We start from the raw sequence: 24,139 nt of genomic DNA on the forward strand, positions 1-24,139 counted from the left end.
CACCCAGGCGCCTGTAGTCATGGACTGCAAACTGGACAAGATTTTCTACGGCAACTTCATGGCAGTACGTGACAGCCACGTGCCCATCGAGAAAAACAAGATCACCGGATTCATCGGTCCCTCAGGCTGCGGCAAAAGCACCGTGCTGCGCAGTCTCAACCGGATGAACGATCTGGTGAAGGGCTTTCGTTTTGAGGGCCATGTGCATTTCCTCGGCCAGGACGTCTACGGCAAGGGCGTCGATCCGGTGGTCGTACGCCGCTACATCGGTATGGTGTTTCAGCAGCCTAACCCGTTCTCGATGAGCATCTTCGACAACGTCGCGTTTGGTCTTCGCCTCAATCGCTACAAGGGCGATATCGGTGACCGCGTCAAGCATGCGCTGCAAGGCGCCGCGTTATGGGATGAGGTCAAGGACAAGCTCAAGGTCAGCGGTCTGTCGCTCTCCGGTGGCCAGCAGCAACGCCTGTGTATCGCCCGGGCAATCGCCACCGAGCCGGAAGTATTGTTGTTGGATGAGCCTTGTTCGGCACTCGACCCGATCGCCACCCGACGCGTCGAAGAGTTGATGGTCGAGTTGAAGAAGGACTACACCATCGCACTGGTCACTCACAACATGCAGCAAGCCATCCGTGTTGCTGACACCACAGCGTTTTTCTCGGTGGATATTTCCCAGGGCACGCGCACCGGTTATCTGGTCGAGATGGGCCCGACGGCGCAGATCTTCGACAACCCGCGTGAACAGATGACCGGCGATTACATCAGCGGCAAGTTCAGCTAAGTCACAGCACCGGTCACGGCCGCCTACCTGCACAAGCCAAATGGATTTGGCGGGCACCGGCGGACATTTACCAAGCGTTTCCAAGGAGCTCCAATGCCTGCCACGCATCGCCTTGATTTGCCTGCGATTGAACGCGCACTGCGTAACGTGCAGAGCCGTTTCGCCGAGCTCAGCCGGCACTTCACCGAGCCCCGAGACCCGTTCACTGACGAAGTCCTGAACAATGTGCTTGAAGGTTATGCGTTGGTTGACGAATATGTTGCCCGCGGCATCGACCTGTTCGATCTGCAGCAACTGAACCTGATGCTGGAGATCAATGCCACAGTGCTTTGTGGCCGGGATCCGGCGCGCCGGCTGGAATACGCCCAGCATCTGGCAGCCACTGAGGCGCACTTCTTCAACAATGTTGAGGGAGGCATCAAGGACTTGTACAACTGGTATTGCGCGTATCGCAGTGAATCGGTCTGGAAGCGTGCAGCGGGTGTCTATGTGCGCATTCTGAGCAAGCCGCAGCTGTTTATCGAAGGCAATAACCGTAGTGGCTCGCTCATTGTCAGCTACCTGCTCATGCGGGCGGGGCTGCCTCCATTCGTGTTGACGCTGGAAAACGCCGAGGGCTATTTCAACCCGTCTTCGGTCATCCGCAACTCCGCCAAGCATGGCGTCAAGGCGTTGTACGAATTGCCCAAGATCAAGAAAAAATATGCAGCATTCTTAGAAGAACAGGCGCCCGATCCAATGAAGTTCTTTCTCAAAGGCAAGCCTTTGCCTCTCTCTCAAGGTGGCCATTGATGAACTGGGCACCAGCATTTGCCAGATTGAGAACCTTCGGCAGCTGGGCAGGGCAGGCTGTCCGCTGCGTTTTGCCGCAGTTGTTCGAACGTCAGCGCATACGAATTTCGTTCGATATCGATGACACGCTCGCTTGCCAGCTCCACCACTGCGCAGTCGAGAACAGTCGACTACCGGCCTGTATCCATCGCTGGTTGGGTGAGCCGTTGCGGATGGGCACACGATCGCTGATCCGAGAACTGCGTCGCCAGGATTGCAGTGTCTGGGTCTACACCTCATCCGGGCGCACGCCGTCCTATATCAGGCGCTGGTTGGCGCTTTATGGCATCCGCGTCGACGGCGTTGTCAACAGTGTGCTGCACAACCGTGCCCTGACGGCGCACGGGATGTCGAATGCGCCTTCCAAGTATCCGCCAGCGTTCGATATCGACTTGCATGTCGATGATTCGGAGGGCGTGCAGATTGAAGGCAAGGATCATGGCTTCCGGGTGGTCGTGGTGCATCCCGAGGATGATCGCTGGGCGCAGAAAGTGCTGGATTCGGTGGCCAAGGTCCAGGCGCAGCTCGCCTGGCAGCAAATGCTCAGACCTCAGGCGCCGGTGCAACAGCGTGCGGAGGCTGTCTTTGAGTCGCTTGGCTGAGCGGGTACGCATTGGCTATTCGGGCAGCAGCGCCTCAGGTGTACGAGGCACTGCTGTGAAATGACTCAACAGATGCGCAAACGATGCTGCGCAAAACATATCTCGCAGAAACGACAAAGCCCTGAATAATCAGGGCTTTGTCGTATCAAATATGGCGGAGGCGATGGGATTCGAACTCATGGACCTGTTACAGTCGACGGTTTTCAAGACCGTTGCCTTAAACCACTCGGCCACACCTCCGTTTGCGTTGCGGGCGCCATAATACCTGAATGAAACACACTGTCAAACTCTCTGCATGGCTTGTTACAGAGCGTCTGTTATGATCTTTGCGACTGAACGTTTCAAACCAACAGGAGTGTCGCCATGCGCGAACAGGATTACGCAGTTAATAACAGCGTGCAGGCTGAGCAGCTAGAGGTTAGCCGCGTCCTGCGCAACACTTATGGTCTCTTGGCTCTGACCCTCGCATTCAGCGGTGTGATGGCCTTCGTAGCCCAGCAGATGCGTGTCGGCTACCCGAACATTTTCGTGGTGCTGATCGGCTTCTACGGGCTGTTCTTCCTCACCAACAAACTCCGTGATTCCGCGTGGGGCCTGGTATCCGCCTTCGCGTTGACCGGTTTCATGGGTTTCCTGCTCGGCCCGATCCTCAACCGTTACCTGGGCATGCAGGGCGGCGCTGAAGTGGTCAGCTCGGCTTTCGCCATGACCGCACTGGTGTTCGGTGGTCTGTCGGCCTACGTGCTGATCACCCGCAAGGACATGAGCTTCCTTGGCGGCTTCATCACCGCAGGTTTCTTTGTCCTGCTGGGCGCTACGCTGGCGAGCTTCTTCTTCCAGATCAGCGGCCTGCAACTGGCGATCAGCGCCGGCTTTGTGCTGTTCTCGTCGGTCTGCATTCTGTTCCAGACCAGCGCGATCATCCACGGCGGCGAGCGCAACTACATCATGGCGACCATCAGCCTGTATGTATCGATCTACAACCTGTTCGTCAGCCTGCTGCAACTGTTCGGCATCATGAGCCGCGACGACTGATCGTAATGGCTGCAATAAAAAACCCGCTTCGGCGGGTTTTTTATCGTCTGGACAAAGGTGTCTGCTCAGTTGATGACGATGCTGCCGTCCACTTGCTGACGGTAGATCGTGTAGGGCAGCAGCAAGGTATCTAGGGCGCCGGAGACCACGGCGTCCACCAGCACCACCGGAATCGCCGCGTTGCGGTGATCATCGGGATCGATGCCTGAGGCCAGCGGAGCGTTCAGCGTGCAGAAGTCATAAGCGAGGCCGCTGTAGATTCTCGGTACCGCGCCGCAATAACTTTTCTGCTGCTTGAGTCCGTCAACGGCAGCCTGATCGTTGCGCGCTACTGTTTGAATCGTGCCACAGCCGCCGAGCAGCATGCCGGCCAGCAGTATTGCCTGAATTTTCATAGCGCCATTCCTTAGCCGCAAAAAAACCCAATCTACCCTGATCATTGGTAAAAGACACCTACGCCATCGGTGGCAGTCGCCGCTTGACCGGGGTCTTCTTGACGATCGCGGTGTTGGTTTCGGCCAACGTATTCAGTCGGTCGAGCAGGGTATCGAGCTGCTCCATCGAGCGCACGTGCAGGCGGGCAATAAAGCAGTCGTCGCCGGTGACCTTGTCGCACTCGGTGAACTCCGGGATCGACATGATCTGCCGCTCAACCTCCTGCAGTTGCCCTGGCAGCGGCCGCACACGGACGATCGCCTGCAACTGATAGCCGAAGCATCTCGGATCGATCTCTACCGTGTAGCCCTTGAGCACGCCACGTTCTTCCAGACGCCGCAACCGCTCGGCCACGCTGGGCGATGACAGGCCGCTGATCTGCGCCAGCGCTTTGAGCGAGCGACGCGAGTCTTCCATCAGCGCGCTGATAAGGATCTGATCGATATCGTCAGTCACATTCAAACTCCGGATTAGGCGAAGGGCGCGAATCACCCTCGATAAAAAAGGCGAAAACCAAGTTTAGCCTGCTTTATGCGCTGGAGCAGCCCGAGGTGCGCTTGGCATACTTTTGCCATGCTTCGCTCACAGCCTCAGGAGAAGATGATGGACAACGCAATCCGCCGCGGTTCGCTGGAAATGACCGCCGCCATGCTGATATCCGGGACGATCGGCTGGTTTGTGCTGGTGTCCGGGCAACCGGTGCTGGACGTGGTGTTCTGGCGCTGCGTGTTCGGCGCCGGCACCTTGCTGTTGGTCTGCGCCGCGTTCGGATTCCTGCGTCCGGGGATTCTGACCCGCACAACGTTTCTGCTGGCGGTGCTCAGTGGAATGGCGATTGTCGGCAACTGGGTGCTGCTGTTCGCATCCTATTCCCGCGCCTCGATTGCCATTGGTACGGCGGTCTATAACGTGCAGCCGTTCATGCTGGTCGGCCTGGCGGCGTTGTTCCTCGGCGAAAAAATCACCTTGCAGAAGCTGTTCTGGTTGGCGATTTCGTTTCTGGGCATGCTGGCGATTGTCAGCGCCCATGGTACCCAAGGCGAGAGCGGCAATGACTATCTGCTGGGAATTGCCCTGGCGTTGGGCGCGGCGTTTCTCTACGCGATTGCCGCACTGATCATCAAGCGCCTGACCGGCACGCCGCCGCACCTCATCGCGCTGGTTCAAGTGTGCACCGGTGTGTTGTTGCTCGCGCCGTTCGCGCATTTCGATGCGTTGCCACAAGGCGCCGATGCGTGGGCCAGTCTGGTGACGCTGGGCATTGTGCATACCGGTTTGATGTACGTCTTGCTGTACGGCGCGATTCAAAAGCTGCCGACGGCATTGACCGGCGCACTGTCGTTCATTTATCCGATCGCGGCGATTTTCGTTGACTGGTTCGCCTTCGGCCATCGCCTCGAATTGCTGCAATGGATAGGCGTCGCAGCGATCCTGCTGGCCGCCGCCGGCATGCAACAAGGTTGGGGCTGGAAAGCCCGGCGGCTGGCGGCGCAGTAAGGATCAGATGTTCCAGCGCGGTGCGGTGGCTGCCAAGCGTTGGCGCATCTCGCTGATATTGGCAGCGAGTTGTCGGGTCAGCATACGGTAGCCGTCGAGTGTATTGGCAACTGGCGCGTCGAGGTTCGCTTGCGGGAGTTCCATCGGCCGCTCCAGCCGTTGCGAGGCACCGGTCTTCAAGGCGCGAGCCATCCCGATCAGTTGCACGCGAATCTGCCGGTGCTCAGCCTTGAGTGCCGTTTGCAGATGTGCCGTGGCCTGCGGGTCGCTTGCGTTGGGGCGGATATTACCGAGGATCTCCAGCGTACTGATGCACATGCGCAGGTTGCGCTGAATCGCGTCGAGCTCGGTCATGGAGATTTTCACTTCCTTGGACACCGACGGCATCAGCGAACGTAATTGCACCATCACCGCGCCGAGCTTGCTCATCAGCCGCACGTGTTCGTCGGCGCTGACCGCTTCACCGTTGATGATGCGTCCGTACACCGTAGCGCAATCGCGCAAGGCATCGGCAAGGTTGTAACGCCACGAGTAGACCGCGTACAGCGGCAGGGCGAAGGAAAACGCCAGGGCGAGGGCGATGCCGATCAGGATGTCGACGCCGCGCCACAGACCATCGGTGATCGGGTTGTCGCCATGCCCGGCGACGATGAACACGGTGATGGCGGAGAGCAGGGCGGTGTAGCCGCCCTTGCCAATCGCGTGATACGAGAAAAAGCCACAGACCACGGCCATGGAAAAGTAGGTCAGCCACGGCATGCCCAGCCAGGCGTGCTGCGCCACCAGTGCCAATCCGACTCCTGCACCGATCAAGGTACCGATGGCGCGCTCGGCGGCTTTTTTGCCGATGTTGCCGTGGTGCTGCAAACCGCCGATCACCACCAGCATGGTCACCGATGCCCATTCGCCGTGGGGCAGATTGATGCCAGTGGTCAGCAGAATCGTCGCCAGCAACCCCAAGGCCACCCGCACGGAATGGATCAGGCGGGCGTGACGGTAGCGCCGATACGGGTCCAGCAACGGACGCAGGATACGGCGCAACAGCGGTGGCAGGCGGTGGGTGCTGTAAGTAGTCAGTGCGAACCTCGTGAGTCAGTCAAATCAGTGGAAGGGGAAAATGTAATTCATCCAGGCGGACATGCGCAGCAGGATTTTGCGCATCGCGCCGATGTGGTGAAAGTGCTGACTGTAAAGCGCCGCTTGCCCGTAGGCGCCGCCCGGCATGAGCGCGCTGTATTCGGCGAACGCCGGATCGGTTATCTCGATGATCACTGGCACCCGTCCGGCCGGTGGCGAGCCGGTGTAGCTGATCAGGGTACCGGAAGGTTGCACCTGGCCCTCGGCGATCACCCCGATCACACTTTTCACCCGACCGGCGAAGACCTTGCCGGGAATGCCGTCGAAGGCGACTTCGGCCTCGTCGCCCACGGTCAGACGCAATAGGCTGTTCTGGCGCATCCAGGCGGCGAAGTACTGACCTTCCTGCGGAATAAACACCATTGACGGGCGCAGCGGCAGCTTGCTCGCCATCATCCCCGGTCGCAGCGAAACGTGGGTGACGAAGCCTTTGCTCGGTGCCCGAACCACGGTGTTGTCCAGCTCGAACTGCGCATTGTCCAGTTGCGCCTGCAGATCGTCGGTGCGGGCGATGGCCGCGTCCAGTTCACGCTGGGTGCCGAAGTTGCGGCGAATCAGTTCGGTGATGCGGTAGCGGTCGCCCTTGGCTGCAACCAGTTGCGCCTTGAGCGATTTCAGGCGGTTCTGGAAAGGCGTTGGATCGATGCGAAACAGCACGTCGCCTTTTTCCAGGGGTTCGTTGCCCTTTACCGGTACGTCGATCACCTGGCCACTGATGATCGGAATAACCGGCACCGAGACGAAGTAGGAGCGCGCCACCTCAGAATAGGGATGGTTGTAGTTCATGGTGAAAATCAGCGCGCCGATGATCAGCACGCCACCCAGGACAGCGGTGGGCACCGTCCATTTGTTCAGCGGAATGCGGAAGATCTTGAAAATCGCGACGCAGAGCGCGGCATACGTGAGGATGAGCAACAGATCCATGCTCAGATCCCCCGGCTGTCAGATTGCGGCGCAAGCGGCGACTGCGCTTCGAGCCGCTCGATCCGGGCTTGCAGCTCGACGACCTGCTGCTCCAGTTGATTGACGTGATTCTGAATGGGTTTGCCATCGCCGAACCCCCAACCACGATCCTCGCGATAGGCCATCGCCCAGATCCACAGAAACGGCCACAGCGCATGCAAGGTGAACAGGCTGACCCAGCCAGTGGCATGGATCGCGTCCTGATGCGGGTGGTTGCGGTGGACGGCGATCTCGTACGGAATGTCATGCAGCACGATAATCCCGTAAAACAGCACGAGACCGACAAAAACCAACAGACCCAATGCGAAGTAATCGAGCATGGTCAGCCTCCCGGGCATCCAGCAATGCTGGGCTCAGTGTAGTCACTGAATTGCCGGGTAGCTGACGGATCGGCAGGATCATTCAATCCTGCCGATCACCCGTCAAAAGATGTAATCGGTGGTCAGGAAGCTCGAATCACGCCCGCGAATGATCTCGCTGATCAGATCCTTGTTGCTCTCCTGGAATTTGGTCGCCACCAGCGTACGAATCGAAAACACCCGCAAGGCATCGTGAACCGACAGCGTGCCTTCGGCGGAGTTTTTGCGACCGTTGAACGGGTAAGTGTCCGGGCCGCGCTGGCACTGGGCGTTGAGGTTGATCCGCCCGACCTGGTTGGCGAAAGTGTCGACCAGCCGGCCGACCGCCACCGGGTTGGTGCCGAAGATGCTCAACTGCTGGCCGAAATCGGATTCCAGCACGTAGTCAATCACGGTATCGAGGTGGCGGTACGGCACGATGGGCACGACCGGGCCGAACTGTTCTTCCTGATAGACGCGCATTTGCGGATTCACCGGATACAGCACTGCCGGGTAGAAGAACGAGGCGTGGGACTCGCCACCATTCGGGTTGACCACCTGTGCGCCTTTGCTTTGCGCATCCGCGACCAGACCGTGCAGATAGTCGACTTTGCCCGACTCCGGCAGCGGCGTCAGCGCCACGCCGCTGTCCCACGGCATACCCGGTTTGAGCGTGGCCAGTCTGGCGTTGAATTTCTCGATGAAGCTGTCGACCACGTCTTCATGTACGAAGAGGATTTTCAGTGCGGTGCAGCGCTGACCATTGAACGACAGCGAGCCGGTGACCGCTTCGCTGACGGCGTTGTCGAGATCGACTTCGGGCAAAACGATTCCCGGGTTCTTTGCATCCAGACCGAGAGCGGCGCGCAAGCGGTGTGGTTTCGGGTGCAGCTTCTTCAGGTCGCTGGCAGCCTTGTTGGTGCCGATGAAGGCGAAGATGTCGATCTTGCCGCTGGCCATCAGAGCGCTGACGGTCTCGCGGCCGCTGCCGTAGATGACGTTGATCACGCCGCTCGGGAAGCTGTCGCGGAAGGCTTCGAGCAACGGCCGAATCAGCAGCACGCCGAGCTTGGCCGGTTTGAACACCACGGTGTTACCCATGATCAGCGCCGGAATCAGCGTGGTGAAGGTTTCGTTCAGCGGGTAGTTGTAAGGCCCCATGCACAAGGCGACGCCGAGCGGCACGCGGCGAATCTGGCCGAGGGTGTCCTGCTCCAGCTCAAAGCGGCTGGAACGGCGGTCGAGTTCTTTCAGGGCATTGATGGTGTCGACGATGTAATCGCAGGTGCGATCGAACTCTTTTTCCGAGTCCTTGAGGTTCTTGCCGATCTCCCACATCAGCAGCTTGACCACCGCCTCGCGCTGCTCGCGCATGCGGCCGAGGAATGCTTCGACGTGCTGGATGCGTTCGGCCACGCGCATGGTTGGCCACAGGCCTTGGCCGCGATCGTAAGCGCGAACGGCAGCGTCGAGAGCGGTGAGCGCGGTGTCGGCATCCAGCAGCGGCGTGCTGCCGAGGATCACCTGTTCTTCACCGTTTGCGCTTTTCAGATAAACCGGGCTGCGCACCTGCGCGAGTGGGCCGTCCCAGCGGCGCAATTGGCCATCGACCAGGTATTCACGCTGCTCGACCTGAGCGTCGAGGCGATATTTTTCCGGGATGTCGCTGACCGAAGGGAACAGGTTGCCAAGGATGTTTGCTGTGGTCATGTCACTACCCTGTGTTGAAGTCGGCGTGCCGATTGAAAGTCTTGTGAAGGTTATACGCCTGAACGGGCCGGGATTTAACCCCGTGAATGTCACGCGAATGTCACGCAACGGTGCAACCACAGTCCACCTTGTGGGAGCGAGCCTGCTCGCGAAGGCGGCGGCACATCCAACATCCTCATCGCCTGACACAGCGCTTTCGCGAGCAGGCTCGCTCCCACGGTCGATCATCTACATCCGTCAATCCATCTTCGGTAATGAAGCTTTTATGACAAAAGTTCGGTAGCACATAGCCAGTCCGGTCATGCCTGTGTAACGCGCTTGAGGGGCCTTTCGGGGCGCACTTTGCGAGTCGGGGCGGGACGCCGGGAGTGAGGCAATGGGGACTATGGAACGCTATTCGAAAGTGGGCATGCAGGAGCTCGATCAACGCCTGTCGAAGATCGTCGAAGCCGCGCGCAAGAAGCCGGTTTCGGTGTATCGCTACGGCGCGCCGTGGGTCTGGATCGTCTCGCAGGATGACTGGCAGGGCGCTTTGAAAGAAGTGTCCAGCTACATTCCGCCGGGCCATTCGCTGGTGTTGCTGCGCCCGCAGATCGACGATCTGCTCGACGCCCACCAGGACCTGCTGCGCGACCTCAACGCCGCGCCCGGCATGCTCATTCCCGCGCAGACGGTGATGCACATCCTGCTCCTGCAATTGCTGTATTCGGTGCCCAGCGAACAGCAGCTCTATGAACAGCTCAATTACAACCTGCTGTTCCGCTGGTTCGTCGGTCTTGGCCTGAACCAGAAGGTCTGGAGTTTCACCGCCCTCAGCCGTGACATCGCCACGCTGCTCAACGAGCCGCGCGCGGTGCTGCTGATTCAGAAAATCATCGGCGAAGTGTTCTGCGGTGCCTTGCTGCAAATGCCCGAGTTCTCGCTGAACTTTGCGCTGTTGCACACCTGGCTGGGCAAGCACGCCTGCGCCACAACGATCAGCAATTGACGCAGCACACCGGGCGCTAACGCCCACAGGTCATCGCGAATTTCAGGGGGTAATGTGGAACGGATTTTCACGTCACGGCTGGCGCTGTGGGGCTGGCTGCTGGTGACGGCGGGCGCGCAGCCAGCGCTGGCCGAGGAGGGCACAGAAGCGCCCGCCGCGCAGCGACTGGTCGACGTCAACGAATACTTCGTGCGCGGCAACACCGTGCTTGATGCGCGGGCGATCGAAGAAGCGGTGTACCCGTTTCTCGGCCCGCAGAAAGCCTTGAGCGACATCGAAGGCGCCCGCGATGCGTTGCAGAAGGCCTATCAGGAGCGCGGCTATCAGTCGGTGTTTGTCGAGCTGCCCGAGCAGGCCGTGGCCGATGGCATCGTTTATTTGCAAGTCAGCGAAACCAAGGTCGGCCGGGTGCGCGTGGTCGGCGCCAAACACTATTCGCCGCTGGACATTCGCGACAACGTACCGGCGCTGAAAGAAGGCGAGGTGCCGGACTTCGCCAAGGTCCAGGGCGAACTCGCGCAACTTAACAAGACCCCCGGTCGCCAGGTCATGCCGCTGGTGCGTGAAGGGCAGCGCCCCGGCACCATGGATGTCGACTTGCAGGTCGAAGACCAGAACCCATGGACGGCCAGCGTCGGCCTCAACAACGACTACAGCGCCGACACCGAAAAGCTGCGCAGCGTCACCAGCCTCGGTTACAACAACCTCTGGCAACTCGGTCACAGCGTCAACCTGACGTTCTTCACCGCGCCGCAGGAAACCGACAACGCCAAGGTCTGGTCCGGGTCCTACACCGCGCCGCTGAGCGAGCGCTGGAGCGTGCAATTCTCCGGTTACCAGTCCGACAGCAACGTCGCCACCATCGGCGGCAGCAACGTGCTCGGCAAGGGTCACAGCTACGGCGTCGCGGCAATTTACACGCTGCCCTCGAGTGGCAACTGGTCGAACTCGCTGTCGGCCGGCATCGACTTCAAGGACTTCGACGAGCGCCTGAGTCTGTCCGGCGAAAGCGACAAGGTACCGCTCAAATATGCACCGTTCACCTTCGCTTACAACGGCTATCGCTACAGCGAAAAGAGCCAGCTCGGTCTCGGTCTGAGCCTGGTTGCCGCCACCCGCAGCGTGTTCGGCTACGGCAGCGACGACGAAGACTTCGACTACAAACGCTATCGCGCCAAACCGGGTTTCGCCGTGCTCAAGGGCGACACCAACTACACCTGGACCTTCGACAGCGACTGGCAGAGCGCAAGCAAAGCGGCGTTCCAGCTAGCCTCGGGGCCGCTGGTTTCCAACGAACAATTCTCCGCCGGTGGCGCCACTTCGGTGCGCGGCTATCTCGCGGCTGAACGTACCGCCGATGACGGCTACCTGCTCAGCCAGGAATTGCGCACACCGTCGCTGGCGAAATTCGCCGGCACGTGGATGCAGGACTGGCGCTTCTATGCCTTCGCCGAAGGCGCGCAGTTGTATCTGCGCGACGAACTGCCAGATCAGGACGCCAATTACGCCCTGGCCAGCGTCGGCCTCGGCACCCGCGCCAGCCTGAGTAAATGGCTGTCCGGCAGCCTCGACTGGGGCTACCCGCTACTCGAAGGGCCGAACACCTCAAAGCAGGAATCGCGCCTGCACTTCAACCTCCAAGCCACTTTCTAACGGAGCACGTCCATGCAACGCCTCTTCCTTTCGTTGTTGATCTGCCTGGGCTTCGTGCTCCCGGCCACGGCTCAGGCCTGGTGGCAGGACGACTGGCATTACCGCAAACAGATCGCCGTCGACACCACGCCACAAGGCGCGGCGATCAATCAGGCCCTTGGCCGCACCGCGCTGCTGGTGCGCCTGCACACCGGCAACTTCACCTTCGACGGCGTTAAAGAGGACGGCTCGGATCTGCGCTTTGTCGCGGCGGATGACAAAACCGTGCTCAACCACCAGATCGAAAGTTTCGATGCGCTGATGGGCATGGCGCTGATCTGGGTCGATGTGCCGAATGTCGAGGGCGGTCAGCGTCAGGACATCTGGATGTATTACGGCAACCAGAAAGCCCCGGCTACCGGCAACGGCCAACTGACTTTCGATCCGAATTACACCGCGCTGTATCACTTCGACGGCGCCACCGGCACCCCGGCGAAAGACACCACGGCGTACGGCAACACCGCGCAAAGCGCGACCGGCACAGCGATCGATGGCGTCGTCGGCCGTGCCTTGCAGTTCAGCGGTCAGCCGTTGTTGCTGCCGGCCAGTCCGTCGCTGCAACACAACGCTGGTAGCGCGTTCACTTTCAGCGCCTGGCTGCGTCTGGATCAGGCCACTGGCGAGCAACTGATCCTGGCTCGGCGCGAAGGCATGCAAAGTCTGCTGATCGGTGTCAGCCAAGGCCTGCCGTTCGTGGAAATCGACGGCCAGCGCGCTGCCGCCACGCAAGCTCTGGCTCCTTCGCAATGGCAGCACGTTGCGCTGACTGCCGAGGGCTCGAAAGTCACGCTGTACGTTAACGGTCGCGAAAGTGCTGCGTTGGCCCAGGCGATGCCGGCGTTCAACTCGGCCATGGCCATCGGCGCCGATCTGCAGGAAGGCGCGTTGCAGCCATTCTCTGGCGCTATTGATGAGCTGCGCCTGTCGAAAGTCGCCCGACCTGCTGCGCTGTTGCTGGCCGATGCCACCTCGCAAGGCGCCGAGTCGAAACTGGTGGCTTACGGCGTCGATGAAGAACAATCCGGCTTCGGTTTCGGCAGCCTCGGCTTCCTGCTCAACGCGGTGCCAATCGACGCCTGGGTGATCATCGCCGTGCTGGTGCTGATGATGTTCCAGTCGTGGGTCATCATGCTACGCAAGAACCGCAGCCTCAGTCGCGTCACTGCGGCCAACGAAGACTTTCGCGTGCAATTCGCCAAGGTCGGCACGCGTCTGGAGATGTTCGCCGACGACGCGCAACTGGCTCAACGTCTGCAGCATTCGTCGCTGTGGCGCCTCTATCTGGTGGCGGTCAAAGAGATCCGCACCCGCCGCGAGCAGGGCGCCGATACCTCGTCGGTCTCTGCCGCGACCATCGAAGCCATCCGTTGCTCGATGGACGGTGTGCGCACCCGCGAGAACCAGCAACTGAGTTCGAAACTCTCGACCCTGTCCAACGCCATCGCCGGCGGTCCGTATATCGGCCTGTTAGGCACGGTGCTGGGGATCATGGTGGTGTTCCTCGGCACGGCGATGGCCGGCGACGTGAATATCAATGCCATCGCGCCGGGCATGGCCGCCGCTCTGTTGGCCACGGCGATGGGCCTGTTCGTCGCGATCCCGGCGCTGTTTGGCTACAACCGCCTGATCACCCGCAACAAGGAAGTCAGCGCCGACATGCGCGTGTTCGTCGACGAGTTCATCACTCGTCTGGCGGAGATGCATGGCGAGAGCCAGTTCAGTGAGGCGTCGCACCAGCGCGGCCATCACGCCAACCACTCCGTACCGGCCTGAGGAGCACTGCCATGGCGTCCGTAAATGCCTCCCACGACGATGATGACGATGCCGCAGTCGACAGCATCAACATCACTCCGCTGGTCGACGTGCTGATGGTGGTGCTGGTGATGTTCATCCTCACCGCCACCGCGCAGGTCTCCGGGATCCAGATCAACCTGCCCAAGGCCAGCGCTTCGGTGTCGCTGTCGGAGGCCAAGACCAAGGCGATCTCGGTCAACGACGGCGGCCAGGTGTTTCTCGATGCCTATCCCGTGACGTTGGCGGAGCTGGAAGAACGCCTGCGCATCGAGAAAGCGCAGAGCCCGGATTTTCCGGTGATCGTGCGTGGCGATGCGACGGTGCAGTACCAGAAAGTCATCGAAGTGCTCGACCTGCTGCGCCGGCTCGAACTGTCCCAGGTCGGTCTCGTCACCGGCAAACCGAGTCAGGGCTGAGTCATGACCGCACAACTCCCGATCGAACCGCCGCCCGTGAAAAAGTCGCCGTTGCGCTATGTGAAGTGGGGCGCCGGATTGCTGGTCGGCGCACTCGCCGCGTGGTTCCTCTGGCAGTGGGCCAACGACATGGCCGGCGTGCGCCGCGAAGCGCCGAAGGTGCCGACGATCATTCCGTTGCCGCCACCGCCACCGCCGCCGCCGGAGAAACCGCCAGAGCCGGAAACGCCGGTGGAAGAAAAAGTCGTCGAGCCCGAGCCAACGCCTGAGCCGGAGGAGGTCAAGCCTGAAGAAGAAGCACCGCCATCGCCGGCGGACGACCTGGCAAACCCGATGCAAATGGACGGCGACGCGCAGGCCGGCAGCGACGCTTTCAACATTGGCGCGGGCAAGGGCGGCGGCATGGCCGGAGCCGGCGGCGGGCGTTTGGGTACGGGCACGTACAGCCAGTTTCTGGCGTTCACCTTCCAGCGTTTGCTGCGTGAGAACCCCGAGCTGCGCAACCTCGCATTCTCGCTGCAGGCCGATGTCTGGCTGAGCAGCGTCGGCGAGATTACCCGTGTCGAGCTGATCAAGTCCAGCGGCAACCCGCAAATCGATACTCAGGTGCTGGCCGCTTTACGCGGTGCGCCAGCGCTCAGCGAACGGCCTCCGGCCTCCATCACTTTGCCCGTGCGCCTGTCCCTGCAAGGGCGGCGTCCGGGTTAATTCACTTATTCAAGCTTTGGCAAAAGGAGTTGTGTGCAGATGATTTCCAACGTGAATCGATTGTCCCTGGCGGTCGGCATGGTCATTGCGACCCTGGTCGGTCAGGCCGTGGCAGCGCCTGCGCCTTCGGAGAACGCCACGATCAATCTGATCCGCTTGCTGGTCGAGCAGGGCATTCTGAAACAGGACAAGGCCGACGCGCTGATCGCCCAGGCCCAGAACGAAGCGGCGCAGGCCAAGCAGGCTGCCGCGTCCACTGCCGTAGCGGCCGGGCCGGTCGCCGCGCCGGGGGATGTGCGCGTGCAGTACGTGCCGGCAGCGGTGCGCGACCAGATCCGCGATCAGGTCAAAGCCGAGGTCATGGCCACCGCCAAACAGGAAAACTGGGCCGCGCCCAATACCTTCCCGGACTGGGCCTCGCGCATCAGCTTCGACGGCGACATTCGCCTGCGAGACGAATCGCGTTACTACTCGGGCAACAACAGCAACGAAATCGTCGACTTCGCCAAGCTCAACAACAATGGCCCGTACGACGTGAACCCCAACAGCAGCACCAGCCTGCCGCCGTTGCTCAACACCCGCGAAGATCGCGAAAATCTCTTTCGCCTGCGCGCACGCCTAGGCATGAAAGCGCTGATCTCGGAAGAGTGGACCGCCGGCATTCGCATCGGCACCGGTTCGGACAACAACCCGGTATCGACCACGCAGAACCTCGGCGGCGGCTTCGCCAAGAAAGACATCTGGCTCGATCAGGGCTATCTGACCTGGAAGCCAATGGACGAATTGACCCTGGCCGGCGGGCGCTTCGCCAATCCGTTCATGTCCACCGACATGCTCTATTCCAATGACCTGAATTTCGACGGTGTGGCGGCGATTTTCGATCACAAGCTCAACCGCGATTGGGGCGTGTTCGGCACGGTCGGCGCGTTCCCGGTGGACTACACCAACGACACTTCCAGCAGCAACGGTTTCGACAAGGAAGAGAGCGACAACAAGTGGCTGTACGGCGCGCAGCTCGGCGCGAAGTGGGCGATCAATAGCAACAACCGCCTCAAAGGCGCGCTGGCCTATTACCGCTTCGATGACATACAGGGCCAGCGCTCCAGCCCCTGCGAACCGTGGGCCGGCGCGCCGGGTTGCGACAGCGACGGCACTCGCGCAGCGTTCATGCAGAAGGGCAACAGCGTGTTCCTGCTGCGTGACATCACGCCGAACCCGCTCAACCCGAGCGCTACGCCGCAGCCGCAATTCGTCGGGCTTGCGTCCGAGTTCAACCTGCTCGACCTCAACGTCGTGTGGGACGCCGACTTGCCGCAGGATTTCAAACTGCGCAGCCAGGGCAACTACATCCACAACCTCAGCTACGACGAAGGCGACATGCGCAAGCGTTCCGCCGGGCAGATCGTCAACAACCTCGACAGCAACGGCGAGATCGAAAGCGGCGCCAACGCGTGGATGGTGCAGTTCACCCTCGGCAACGCGCTGGACCTCAAGCGCAAGGGCGACTGGAACCTGTTCGCCGGCTACAAGTACATCCAGCCGGACGCCTTGCCCGACGGCTTCAACGACTCGTCGTTCCACCTCGGCGGCACCAACGCCAAAGGTTATTTCATGGGCGGCAACTACGGCCTGGCGAAGAACGTTTCCGCCACGGGTCGCTGGATGAGCACCGAAGCGGTGTACGGCGCGCCGTTCGACATCGACGTCTTGCAGCTTGAGATCAATACGCGCTTCTAAAGCGCCGGGAGAGCTTTATGAACACGCGTTTTCTCGCGCTGGGCCTGGGTTTGTTGATTGCCACCGGGGCGAGCGCCGAAGGCATGGAAGAGCGCTTGCGCACGCAATTGCGCAGCACCACCCAGCAATTGCAGGCCCTGCAAAGCCAACAGGCCCAGGCCAGCGCCGCGCAACTGGCAGCGCAGAACGAAGCCAAGGCAGCGCAAGCGCAGATCAAGCAGCTGACCGCCGAACTGGCCAAAGCCAAAGGCCTCGCCGAGCAACTCGCCGGACAGCAACAGAGCCTGCATAGCCAGGCGCAGGCGCAAGTCGCGGCCAGTGCCGAGCAGACCGGCAAGTTCAAAAAAGCCTACGACGAGTTGCTGGTCCTCGCTCGCGGCAAGGAAGCCGAACGCTCGAAGCTGCAAGCGCAACTGGCGGAACGTGACACACAAGTGCAGCAATGTTCAGCCAAGAATCAGCAAATGTACGGCGTCGCCAAACAGATCCTCACGGCCTACGAAAACATCGACGTCGCCGAAGTGATGAAGATCCGCCAGCCCTTCGCCGGCAGCGCCCGGGTCAAGTTCGATGAACTGGCCCAGGGCTTTGGCGACGAGCTGTACAAAACCCAATTCGACGCGCCGCAAGCGGCGATCGCTCACTGATAACAAGGAAGAAAGCCATGACTCAATTGATCACCCACGTTTCCCCGCAATCGCTGACCGACGTTCTGCAAGCCGCCGGTTATCGCGTCAACCAGAGCGAACAGAACGGCATCGTCCAGTTGCTCAGCGCCAGTCAGGGCATCGGCTACGCCGTGCGCTTCGGCAACCCGGCGGTGGAGCAGGGCAGCTTTGTTGATTTCACCTTCAGCTGTGCGCTGCGCGTGCAGGGCGACTTGCCCCAGGGCGTGGCCGAGCAGTGGAACGCGACGCGGCGGTTTGCACGGTTGTCGTTGCAGGGTGAGTTTCTGCTGATGGAAATGGACGTGGTCGTGGCCGCAGGGGTGAGCAACGAGCACCTGCGCGGCAATCTGGAGTTGTGGGATCGCCTGTTGCAGGAATTCATCGTTTACCTGCGCGATTTTAGCCAGACCGCTGCTGTGCAACCCGCCAAGTCCGCTGTCGCCGAAGCAGAGGAAGCCGCGCTGTGAAGAAGCCTGCCATGGTGATCGGCGCCGGAGCGCTGGCGTTGTTGGTGGTGGCCGTGGCGCTGGTGCTGCGACCGGGCAGTGATCCGGTCGCCGCCCAGCAGCCGTCGCCGTTGCCGGCGGTTGCAGCCGGGCCAGCAGTCGCGCGGTTGGGCAATCAGCAGGTTTCGCCAGAGGAATTGCAGGCGCTGCTGGCCACCGTCCCGGCGCAAACCCGCGAGCAATTGCGCGGTAACCGTGAGGCGCTGGAGCGCTGGATTCGTGCGCGGCTGACCGAGAAAGCGGTGCTGGAACAGGCCGATGCGCAGGGTTGGGCGCAGCGTCCGGACGTCGCCCGGCAGACTCGCGCAGCGACTGAGCAAATCGTGTTTCGTGATTATTTGCGCTCGGTGAGTCAGGTGCCGGCGGAGTATCCAAGCGCAGCTGAATTGCAGCAGGCGTACGACGCCGGCAAGGCCAATTGGCAGACGCCGCCGATGTACCGGGTCAGTCAGATTTTCCTTGGCGTCAGTGACGCAGCGAATGTGGAAACGGTGCGCAAACAAGCCGCTGAATTGAGCAAGAAGGCGCAATCAGCACCGGCTGATTTTGCGGCGCTCGCTACGCAATATTCGCAGGATCGCGTCACGGCAGAGCGGGGCGGTGATACCGGCCTGCAACCGTTGCAACAACTCGTGCCGGAAGTGCGCAGCGCCGTGGCGCGGCTCAAGGTGGGCGCCGTGTCTGATCCGGTGCAAAGCGCCGCCGGTTTCCACGTGATCAAGCTCACCGAACAACAACCGGCCCGCACCGCGACGCTGGAGGAACTGCGCGACCAACTGACCCAGGCCCTGCGCGCACAACGCCAGGAACAGATCGCCCAGGCCTATCTGGAAGGCATGCTCAACACCGCCACCCTCAGCATCGACGGCGCTGAACTGAACAAAGTGATAGGTAACTGACACACGGTGTTTCTGTAGGAGCTGTCGAGTGAAACGAGGCTGCGATCTGTTGATTTTGCTTTTAAAGATCAAAAGATCGCAGCGTGCCGCAGCTCCTACAAAGATTTGCGTAACGACACCACATTAGATCGACAGGGAGTCATCAATGTCATTCACCGAACCCGCAGGACGCCCGGGCACCGTTGATTATCAATCGCCGCAATCCCGCTCCGAGCCCTGGCTAAACCAGGCCGCGACCATCGACAGCGAAGTCGCCCAATACTTCCTGGTCAGTGCTCGCTGCGGCTGCTTCATGCAAGCCGCGCGCAGCCTCAATGTGCGCTCGACGCTGCTGCGCAAACAACTCGCGCAACTCGAACAGCAACTGCAACGCAGCCTGTTCAGCTTCCAGGGCAGCGCCCTCAGCCTGACCCGCGAAGGCCAACAGTTGCAGGCCCGACTCATCACCCTGGCCCACGAACGCAAACTCCCGCTCATCGAACAACCGCTGATTCGTCTGGCCATCGCCGAATCGATCCTGCACGACATCCTCGGCCGCGACCTCATCGCACTGCTGCGGCGCAACGCCAGCCTGCGTCTGGAAATTATCGCGCTGGATAGCGAACTGGCATTGCGTGCGGTCAGCGCCGACATTGTCCTGTGGCTTGCTCCAGGCGAATGCCCAAACTCCGGCCCGACCTTTTCCACCAGCCAACCGCAACACCTCGCGCGGATCGAGTACCTGCCGCATATCGCCAAGCGCTATTCACGGGTGACAGCGCGACCGGAAACGCCGGAAGATCTGGCTGATTTCATGTTGGTGCACTGGCAGCATGACCGACAGGTTGAGAGCTTTCGGCCGTGGAATGAGTTGGTGGAGGAGAGGTTGGCCGGGGTGGTGCAGATGCAGTCTTATGAATTGATGCTGGAGATGATCCGCTGTGGCGCCTGCATTGGCTTGCTGCCGGCATACATGAGCCGCTTCGACCGTGGCCTCATCGCACTGCCCGGATTATTCGCCGAACCGATGCAGCTCCATGCTTGGCTCGCCGTCAACACCGACTCGCAAGACTCCCCCGAAATCAAAGCCCTCATCGACCTCATCCAGCAAACCTTCAACGAACGCCACGAATGGTTCCAGCCTTAACCCGCCCCCCTGTAGGAGTGAACCTGCTCGCGAAAGCAATCCGCCAGTCGAAGCCTCAGTGACTGACCCACCGCCTTCGCGTGCAGGCTCGCTCCCACAGGAATCTTCGTTGCTTACGCGTTGATCGTTCCCACGCTCCGCGTGGGAACGCAGCCCGGGACGCTCTGCGTCCCCACCAGAGCTGGAACGCGGAGCGTCCCTTGAGGCATTCCCACGCAGAGCGTGGGGACGATCATCAAAACCTTCAACGAACGCCACGAATGGTTCCAGCCTTAACCCGATCCCCTTGTAGGAGTGAGCCTGCTCGCGATGGCGCCAGCCCAGACACCACACCCGTAACTGAACAAACCGTATCGATAGTGGGAGCGAGCCTGCTCGCGAATGCAATCCGCCAGTCGAAGCCTCAGTGACTGACCCACCGCCTTCGCGAGCAGGCTCGCTCCCACAAGAATCTTCATTGCTTACGCGTTGATCGTTCCCACGCTCCGCGTGGGAATGCAGCCCGGGTCGCTCTGCGTCCCCTCAGAGCTGGAACGCGGAGCGTCCCTTGAGGCATTCCCACGCAGAGCGTGGGAACGATCATCAAAGGCCCGCTACTGCGGCAACTCCAGATTATCCAGCACCCGATTCACTGCCAGTTCGCCGAGCATGATCAACTGCGCAATCCCCATCAGCGTTCGGCGCTGGGATGGCTTGACCAATCCGGCGAACTCCTGGGCGAGGGTTTTGGCCGAGGCGAGGGTTTCGCAGGCGTTGGCCAGCAGGTCTTCGTTTTTGGTGTCGGCGGTGACGGCGTACATGGCGCGGGGACTGAAGGGTGGCGGGGTAGAGTCGGGTGGGCAGAGGTAGTGGTCGAGGGCGCGGTCGGCGGCTTGGTGAAGTTTTTTTGAGTCGAGGGATTCGTAGGGAGAGGTGGGGTCGGATTCGGGTGGGTTGGGTGTGGGTTTGATCATGGGTGAAGCCTCTAGAGTGGTGAAGCTGCCACCGTTCGCTGCTAACGAAGGAGGTGGCGGCTGTACGTGGGTTAGCAGACCAGGACTCTAGAACCCGGCGCACCGAAGTGCCCCACGCAAAGCCGCCATAACGGCAAGACCTTGTGCGTCTAGAGATAACCCGGGCTGCTAAACCCGATCACTGAACATTCAGCGACCGGACCACAATAGAACCCGCTCCCAAGGCGCACAAGCCGGCGGATTCTGGCGTAGCTGTAGGCAATGGCGCAAGATTTTGTAGCCTGGAAGGCGTGTCTGGAGGTGCCCTTTAAACACCTTCGTTTAAATCAAAGAATTGCGCAAACCTGACGGTCCTTTCGCGATCAGAAGAGAAGCCTGGATCGCGCTTCGCTGTTTAAATCACTGGTTAAATAAATCCGCCCTTTTTCCGAATACCGGTGGTTAACCTCTCTTGTTGAACCGTTGTGTAGTTTTAGGCCCTGGCCACGCAGACCGCTGTGTAAGCAAAAGGGGACGTAGCACCTGTTGATGCCGATATAAAACTGGTCTTGGCCCATGTGAATTCGACCTGAGGGTTGCTAGGAAGTGTATATCCCCAAAAGTACCGGGCTTCGTAAAGCGGTCTGTATTTAATATTAAGAAGTGCAATCTCGCTTAAGTAGCTCGGAAATGGACTGCCCCCCACGCGCGCGATCCAGGCACTGGCCGCTTCGTGTGTAAAGTTGGCGCCGCCAATTAAAACCTTTTGCACGTTGCTTACTACGACAGGTATTTCTTTAAGTTGTCCGCTAGCGTCAGATACGATCACTTTAGCTGCACCATTCCCGATTGAACGAATCATGCCGTTGCCGTCCACAGATACAACGTTGGGCATGCTCGACCTGTAGGTGTACGGTGCTTGCCCGCCTGTCGCCGCCCGGGTCGCGGTTGTATCTGGGAAATCGTTTCCAGTTAATGCCCAGCCAAGCGCGGCATGGTCGACGACGTAATTTCTCCCTGAGAGATGTACGGGTGATATGTCGACCAATAGCGGTGGAACAACTTTTAGAGTTCTTGGGATGGAAACTTTTCCACTACCATACAGTGCCTTGACTTTATAGCTGTGATTTCCTGCGGTCAGATCTTCACTGTATTTCCAAACGCCTTCGTGGTTCACCGGGACTTTGATTCTAAACTCTTCTTTATCAGACACCTCGACCCATTGATCTTTCGAGGCCAAGCCTTGCATTGCTACTGAAGTGTCTGCAGTAGTTCCACCTTCCTCAATTTCGGCGTTACTTGGCAATCCTTTCACCGAATCAATCGTCGGGGCAACTTCAGCTGCCACAGTAAAACTCCGCGCGCCAGAATCAACTTCTCCACTGTGATACAACGATCTCGCAAATAACCGGTGCTTCCCTTCAGCAACAGTCACTTCTCGTGTCCAGATCCCCGTCAGCGGGTCGGCCGTCGCTCGGCCTTTGGCAACCGTGCTCGACCCATCATCATCGAACACCTCGATATCCAGTCCCTTACTGGCAGTTCCCGACAACGTTAAGCTAGTGCTGACCGTCCATCCCCCTTCCAGCACTTCCTCACCGTTCGAGTCCAATATCCTGTCCAGTGTCGGCACAACCAGTTCTACAGACTTGATCGTGTAAACCCGATCCGGAAATTTCACTGCGTTCGTTTCGATATTGCTCTTGTCCAGCGCCACCAGGTACTTAAGCGTCAGTGTCGTGCCATGCCCCAATTGAACGAGATAACTGTTTGCCAGTGTCTGTGGCCAGAATCCCTGGTTGATCCAAGTGCTGTTGACTCTAGCTGGCAACCCAGCCCAGAGAGTCAAGTCATGTGCAGTGCCATCAGCCTTCTTACCCTCAAGCCGCAGCCAGCAGGGCTGTTCGGCTTCAATCAAGGTATGCAGCAGCGCATGAATGGTTGCGTTTTTGGTGCCAAGCGCCGTTATGTCGAGAAAATTGTTGGCATCGGCCTCGACAATTTTCGGGGAGTTCAAAGCGGTTGCCGGCAGCGGCAGAATGTCCAGCAGCAACACAGCCGACTCCACGGGTTTGTCGTCGCGGTCGATAAAATAACTGACTGCAACCCGTTGGCCCAGGCTGTAGGCGAGCACCGAGCGCGGTACCGCAATCTCCAGGCCGGCACTGACCAGCCGAGGCGGGCTTGGGTAGGAGCCTTCAGGGACAGCCGTCGCGCCTTGCCAGTTCACCCACAACGTGTCGGTGGGCAGTAACGAACCCTGCGGTACGAGGACTCTGATTTCCGGAGTGGTCGGACTGAACTGATTGCCGTTCATGCCACGGACGGTGGGTGCCAGCAGAGAAAGGCGACCGAGGTGAATGTCCACGCGCTTTTCACCTGACATGACGGCATTGCCCAATTGGTCAAATACTCTGAATTCCGCCACAGCATTCGGGTTGTCACCGGCACGCTGGAAGGTATCGGTGAGCAGGGTCAGGTTGATCGGGGCCGGCGCGTCGGGCACGTCGAAGCGCACGGTGGTATCGCCGAGCGCAAAAACGATGGAGTCGAAGTGGCGTCGGTTGGTGTAAGTAAACGCAAATGTCACACCTCGTGCGGCGAGCTCCGGCCCCACGCCTTCACGTACTACTTCCGGCGGAATGATCAGATCCAGAGATTCCGGCAGACGCAAATGGTAGAGGGCTAGCGTGTCCCGAGACGATTCATCGTTACCTCCTACGCGCGTGACCTTGTAATACAGGCGATTGACGCCCTGATTGAGCCAGCCGTGGGGCAAGTACAAGCGCACCCGCTGTTGTTCTTCGCCCGGGGCAACGGTCTTGCCCGTTGCGGGAGTAGGGTTGTCGTTGACGTACAGATCGACGCGGTCATCAGCGGCCATGGTCCAGGAAGCGAGCTGCATTTCCGTCCACGGATCTATCAGACATTCCAGGCCCTGCGTCTCGCCATCGTAAAGCACCTTGGGAATCCCGCCTTGGGCAATGCCCTGCGGCTTCACCGGTGTGACCCAGCCCCTGATGATGACCGGATACAAGACAAACAATTCGTTGAAAATCGAAGACTGGATATCCATGGAAGCGCTCCCTGAGAATTTTGCCGTGCCGTGCCGTGCCGTGCATTGAATGGGATCCATCTCACTCCAGTTTGAAAAAAAGCACACCTGTCAGATCTGACAGGTACAGGCGGTATTCAGACGAGCGGTCTTGCCGGATCTTGTCCGCGCGGCAGTTGCGGAAGCGAGCCTGCTTGCGAATTTGTCGTAATGTTCGGTTGCAATGCTGACTGCTCCGACGCTTTCGCGAGCAGGCTCGCTCCCACAGGAATCTTCATTGCTTACGCGT

23 protein-coding genes and 1 tRNA gene are annotated in these 24,139 nt (G+C 60.0%); 15 read left to right on the forward strand and 9 right to left on the reverse strand.

The window, feature by feature from the left end; translation table 11 throughout:
* Positions 1-19 precede the first annotated feature (19 nt).
* The 3 genes from pstB (at position 20) to NF676_RS13265 (ending at position 2,214) form a co-directional block, all read left to right on the forward strand.
* Complete coding sequence (pstB, locus tag NF676_RS13255) at positions 20-781, forward strand: phosphate ABC transporter ATP-binding protein PstB (protein WP_016774591.1); 762 nt, start codon at positions 20-22, stop codon at positions 779-781.
* A gap of 93 nt (positions 782-874) precedes the next feature.
* The gene (locus tag NF676_RS13260) at positions 875-1,573 is read left to right on the forward strand and encodes a hypothetical protein (protein ID WP_056785687.1); all 699 of its coding nucleotides are present in this window, start codon (positions 875-877) and stop codon (positions 1,571-1,573) included.
* Positions 1,573-2,214 carry a hypothetical protein gene (locus NF676_RS13265; RefSeq protein WP_252887886.1) on the forward strand — a complete coding sequence of 214 codons (642 nt, stop codon included), beginning with the start codon at positions 1,573-1,575 and terminating at the stop codon, positions 2,212-2,214. The genes NF676_RS13260 and NF676_RS13265 overlap by 1 nt, the downstream gene beginning before the upstream one ends.
* A gap of 152 nt (positions 2,215-2,366) precedes the next feature.
* On the opposite strand, the gene NF676_RS13270 is transcribed toward NF676_RS13265, so the two are convergent.
* Positions 2,367-2,454 (reverse strand) — tRNA-Ser (locus NF676_RS13270).
* Positions 2,455-2,577: 123 nt separating this feature from the next.
* Between NF676_RS13270 and NF676_RS13275 the strand changes: the two genes are divergently transcribed.
* Complete coding sequence (locus NF676_RS13275) at positions 2,578-3,249, forward strand: Bax inhibitor-1/YccA family protein (RefSeq protein ID WP_008006561.1); 672 nt, start codon at positions 2,578-2,580, stop codon at positions 3,247-3,249.
* Positions 3,250-3,314: 65 nt separating this feature from the next.
* Here the strand turns inward: NF676_RS13275 and NF676_RS13280 are convergent, their stop codons facing one another.
* Positions 3,315-3,644 carry a YceK/YidQ family lipoprotein gene (locus NF676_RS13280; RefSeq protein WP_130910296.1) on the reverse strand — a complete coding sequence of 110 codons (330 nt, stop codon included), beginning with the start codon at positions 3,642-3,644 and terminating at the stop codon, positions 3,315-3,317.
* A gap of 58 nt (positions 3,645-3,702) precedes the next feature.
* Positions 3,703-4,140: an Lrp/AsnC family transcriptional regulator gene (locus NF676_RS13285; RefSeq protein ID WP_095179888.1), complete on the reverse strand. Its 438-nt coding sequence runs from the start codon at positions 4,138-4,140 to the stop codon at positions 3,703-3,705.
* Positions 4,141-4,287: 147 nt separating this feature from the next.
* Between NF676_RS13285 and NF676_RS13290 the strand changes: the two genes are divergently transcribed.
* Positions 4,288-5,181 (forward strand): DMT family transporter, encoded by an 894-nt coding sequence (locus NF676_RS13290; protein ID WP_252887887.1) that lies wholly within the window; start codon positions 4,288-4,290, stop codon positions 5,179-5,181.
* A gap of 3 nt (positions 5,182-5,184) precedes the next feature.
* Here the strand turns inward: NF676_RS13290 and NF676_RS13295 are convergent, their stop codons facing one another.
* The 4 genes from NF676_RS13295 to NF676_RS13310 all read right to left on the reverse strand — a co-directional run bounded on the left by NF676_RS13295 (position 5,185) and on the right by NF676_RS13310 (position 9,329).
* Positions 5,185-6,225, reverse strand: coding sequence for an FUSC family protein (locus NF676_RS13295; RefSeq protein WP_095179892.1), 1,041 nt, complete (start codon positions 6,223-6,225; stop codon positions 5,185-5,187).
* Between the two features lie 57 nt (positions 6,226-6,282).
* Complete coding sequence (locus tag NF676_RS13300; protein WP_016774598.1) at positions 6,283-7,242, reverse strand: HlyD family secretion protein; 960 nt, start codon at positions 7,240-7,242, stop codon at positions 6,283-6,285.
* Positions 7,243-7,244: 2 nt separating this feature from the next.
* On the reverse strand, positions 7,245-7,601 hold the full coding sequence (locus NF676_RS13305) for a DUF3302 domain-containing protein (protein WP_150742061.1): 357 nt from the start codon (positions 7,599-7,601) through the stop codon (positions 7,245-7,247).
* A gap of 102 nt (positions 7,602-7,703) precedes the next feature.
* Positions 7,704-9,329 carry an NADP-dependent glyceraldehyde-3-phosphate dehydrogenase gene (locus NF676_RS13310; RefSeq protein ID WP_252885970.1) on the reverse strand — a complete coding sequence of 542 codons (1,626 nt, stop codon included), beginning with the start codon at positions 9,327-9,329 and terminating at the stop codon, positions 7,704-7,706.
* Between the two features lie 376 nt (positions 9,330-9,705).
* On the opposite strand from NF676_RS13310, the gene NF676_RS27735 reads away from it, so the two are divergent.
* The 10 genes from NF676_RS27735 (at position 9,706) to NF676_RS13360 (ending at position 19,863) form a co-directional block, all read left to right on the forward strand.
* Positions 9,706-10,317, forward strand: coding sequence for a transposase (locus NF676_RS27735; protein ID WP_095179898.1), 612 nt, complete (start codon positions 9,706-9,708; stop codon positions 10,315-10,317).
* Positions 10,318-10,371: 54 nt separating this feature from the next.
* Entirely contained in the window at positions 10,372-11,970 is a 1,599-nt protein-coding gene (locus tag NF676_RS13320; protein WP_095179900.1) for a ShlB/FhaC/HecB family hemolysin secretion/activation protein, read from the forward strand.
* Positions 11,971-11,982: 12 nt separating this feature from the next.
* Positions 11,983-13,782 carry a DUF2341 domain-containing protein gene (locus tag NF676_RS13325; RefSeq protein ID WP_252887888.1) on the forward strand — a complete coding sequence of 600 codons (1,800 nt, stop codon included), beginning with the start codon at positions 11,983-11,985 and terminating at the stop codon, positions 13,780-13,782.
* Positions 13,783-13,793: 11 nt separating this feature from the next.
* On the forward strand, positions 13,794-14,219 hold the full coding sequence (locus tag NF676_RS13330; protein WP_003201710.1) for an ExbD/TolR family protein: 426 nt from the start codon (positions 13,794-13,796) through the stop codon (positions 14,217-14,219).
* A gap of 3 nt (positions 14,220-14,222) precedes the next feature.
* Positions 14,223-14,927: an energy transducer TonB family protein gene (locus NF676_RS13335; protein WP_122692655.1), complete on the forward strand. Its 705-nt coding sequence runs from the start codon at positions 14,223-14,225 to the stop codon at positions 14,925-14,927.
* A 39-nt stretch (positions 14,928-14,966) separates the two neighbouring features.
* Positions 14,967-16,664, forward strand: coding sequence for a putative porin (locus tag NF676_RS13340; RefSeq protein WP_252887889.1), 1,698 nt, complete (start codon positions 14,967-14,969; stop codon positions 16,662-16,664).
* Between the two features lie 17 nt (positions 16,665-16,681).
* Complete coding sequence (locus tag NF676_RS13345) at positions 16,682-17,311, forward strand: hypothetical protein (protein WP_056785753.1); 630 nt, start codon at positions 16,682-16,684, stop codon at positions 17,309-17,311.
* Positions 17,312-17,328: 17 nt separating this feature from the next.
* Complete coding sequence (locus NF676_RS13350) at positions 17,329-17,799, forward strand: YbjN domain-containing protein (RefSeq protein WP_252887890.1); 471 nt, start codon at positions 17,329-17,331, stop codon at positions 17,797-17,799.
* On the forward strand, positions 17,796-18,737 hold the full coding sequence (locus NF676_RS13355) for a peptidylprolyl isomerase (RefSeq protein ID WP_252887891.1): 942 nt from the start codon (positions 17,796-17,798) through the stop codon (positions 18,735-18,737). Before NF676_RS13350 ends, NF676_RS13355 begins: the two co-directional genes overlap by 4 nt.
* Positions 18,738-18,882: 145 nt before the next feature.
* Positions 18,883-19,863, forward strand: a complete 981-nt coding sequence (locus tag NF676_RS13360) for a substrate-binding domain-containing protein (RefSeq protein WP_252887892.1) — start codon at positions 18,883-18,885, stop codon at positions 19,861-19,863.
* Positions 19,864-20,456: 593 nt separating this feature from the next.
* Here the strand turns inward: NF676_RS13360 and NF676_RS13365 are convergent.
* Together NF676_RS13365 and NF676_RS13370 are read right to left on the reverse strand one after the other, a co-directional pair.
* Entirely contained in the window at positions 20,457-20,816 is a 360-nt protein-coding gene (locus tag NF676_RS13365; RefSeq protein WP_252887893.1) for a DUF6124 family protein, read from the reverse strand.
* A 472-nt stretch (positions 20,817-21,288) separates the two neighbouring features.
* Complete coding sequence (locus tag NF676_RS13370; protein WP_252887894.1) at positions 21,289-23,871, reverse strand: immunoglobulin-like domain-containing protein; 2,583 nt, start codon at positions 23,869-23,871, stop codon at positions 21,289-21,291.
* Positions 23,872-24,139 lie beyond the last annotated feature (268 nt).

This window comes from Pseudomonas siliginis (assembly GCF_024072275.1).
In the GTDB taxonomy this organism is placed as follows: Bacteria; Pseudomonadota; Gammaproteobacteria; order Pseudomonadales; family Pseudomonadaceae; genus Aquipseudomonas; species Aquipseudomonas siliginis.

Bases quoted from the DNA above. Each gene is read 5' to 3' on its own strand.
- pstB (WP_016774591.1), top strand. From the start codon at position 20: ATGGACTGCAAACTGGACAAGATTTTCTACGGCAACTTCATGGCAGTA.
- NF676_RS13260 (WP_056785687.1), top strand. From the start codon at position 875: ATGCCTGCCACGCATCGCCTTGATTTGCCTGCGATTGAACGCGCACTG.
- NF676_RS13265 (WP_252887886.1), top strand. From the start codon at position 1,573: ATGAACTGGGCACCAGCATTTGCCAGATTGAGAACCTTCGGCAGCTGG.
- NF676_RS13275 (WP_008006561.1), top strand. From the start codon at position 2,578: ATGCGCGAACAGGATTACGCAGTTAATAACAGCGTGCAGGCTGAGCAG.
- NF676_RS13280 (WP_130910296.1), bottom strand. From the start codon at position 3,644: ATGAAAATTCAGGCAATACTGCTGGCCGGCATGCTGCTCGGCGGCTGT.
- NF676_RS13290 (WP_252887887.1), top strand. From the start codon at position 4,288: ATGGACAACGCAATCCGCCGCGGTTCGCTGGAAATGACCGCCGCCATG.
- NF676_RS13300 (WP_016774598.1), bottom strand. From the start codon at position 7,242: ATGGATCTGTTGCTCATCCTCACGTATGCCGCGCTCTGCGTCGCGATT.
- NF676_RS13305 (WP_150742061.1), bottom strand. From the start codon at position 7,601: ATGCTCGATTACTTCGCATTGGGTCTGTTGGTTTTTGTCGGTCTCGTG.
- NF676_RS13310 (WP_252885970.1), bottom strand. From the start codon at position 9,329: ATGACCACAGCAAACATCCTTGGCAACCTGTTCCCTTCGGTCAGCGAC.
- NF676_RS27735 (WP_095179898.1), top strand. From the start codon at position 9,706: ATGGGGACTATGGAACGCTATTCGAAAGTGGGCATGCAGGAGCTCGAT.
- NF676_RS13325 (WP_252887888.1), top strand. From the start codon at position 11,983: ATGCAACGCCTCTTCCTTTCGTTGTTGATCTGCCTGGGCTTCGTGCTC.
- NF676_RS13330 (WP_003201710.1), top strand. From the start codon at position 13,794: ATGGCGTCCGTAAATGCCTCCCACGACGATGATGACGATGCCGCAGTC.
- NF676_RS13335 (WP_122692655.1), top strand. From the start codon at position 14,223: ATGACCGCACAACTCCCGATCGAACCGCCGCCCGTGAAAAAGTCGCCG.
- NF676_RS13340 (WP_252887889.1), top strand. From the start codon at position 14,967: ATGATTTCCAACGTGAATCGATTGTCCCTGGCGGTCGGCATGGTCATT.
- NF676_RS13345 (WP_056785753.1), top strand. From the start codon at position 16,682: ATGAACACGCGTTTTCTCGCGCTGGGCCTGGGTTTGTTGATTGCCACC.
- NF676_RS13350 (WP_252887890.1), top strand. From the start codon at position 17,329: ATGACTCAATTGATCACCCACGTTTCCCCGCAATCGCTGACCGACGTT.
- NF676_RS13360 (WP_252887892.1), top strand. From the start codon at position 18,883: ATGTCATTCACCGAACCCGCAGGACGCCCGGGCACCGTTGATTATCAA.
- NF676_RS13365 (WP_252887893.1), bottom strand. From the start codon at position 20,816: ATGATCAAACCCACACCCAACCCACCCGAATCCGACCCCACCTCTCCC.
- NF676_RS13370 (WP_252887894.1), bottom strand. From the start codon at position 23,871: ATGGATATCCAGTCTTCGATTTTCAACGAATTGTTTGTCTTGTATCCG.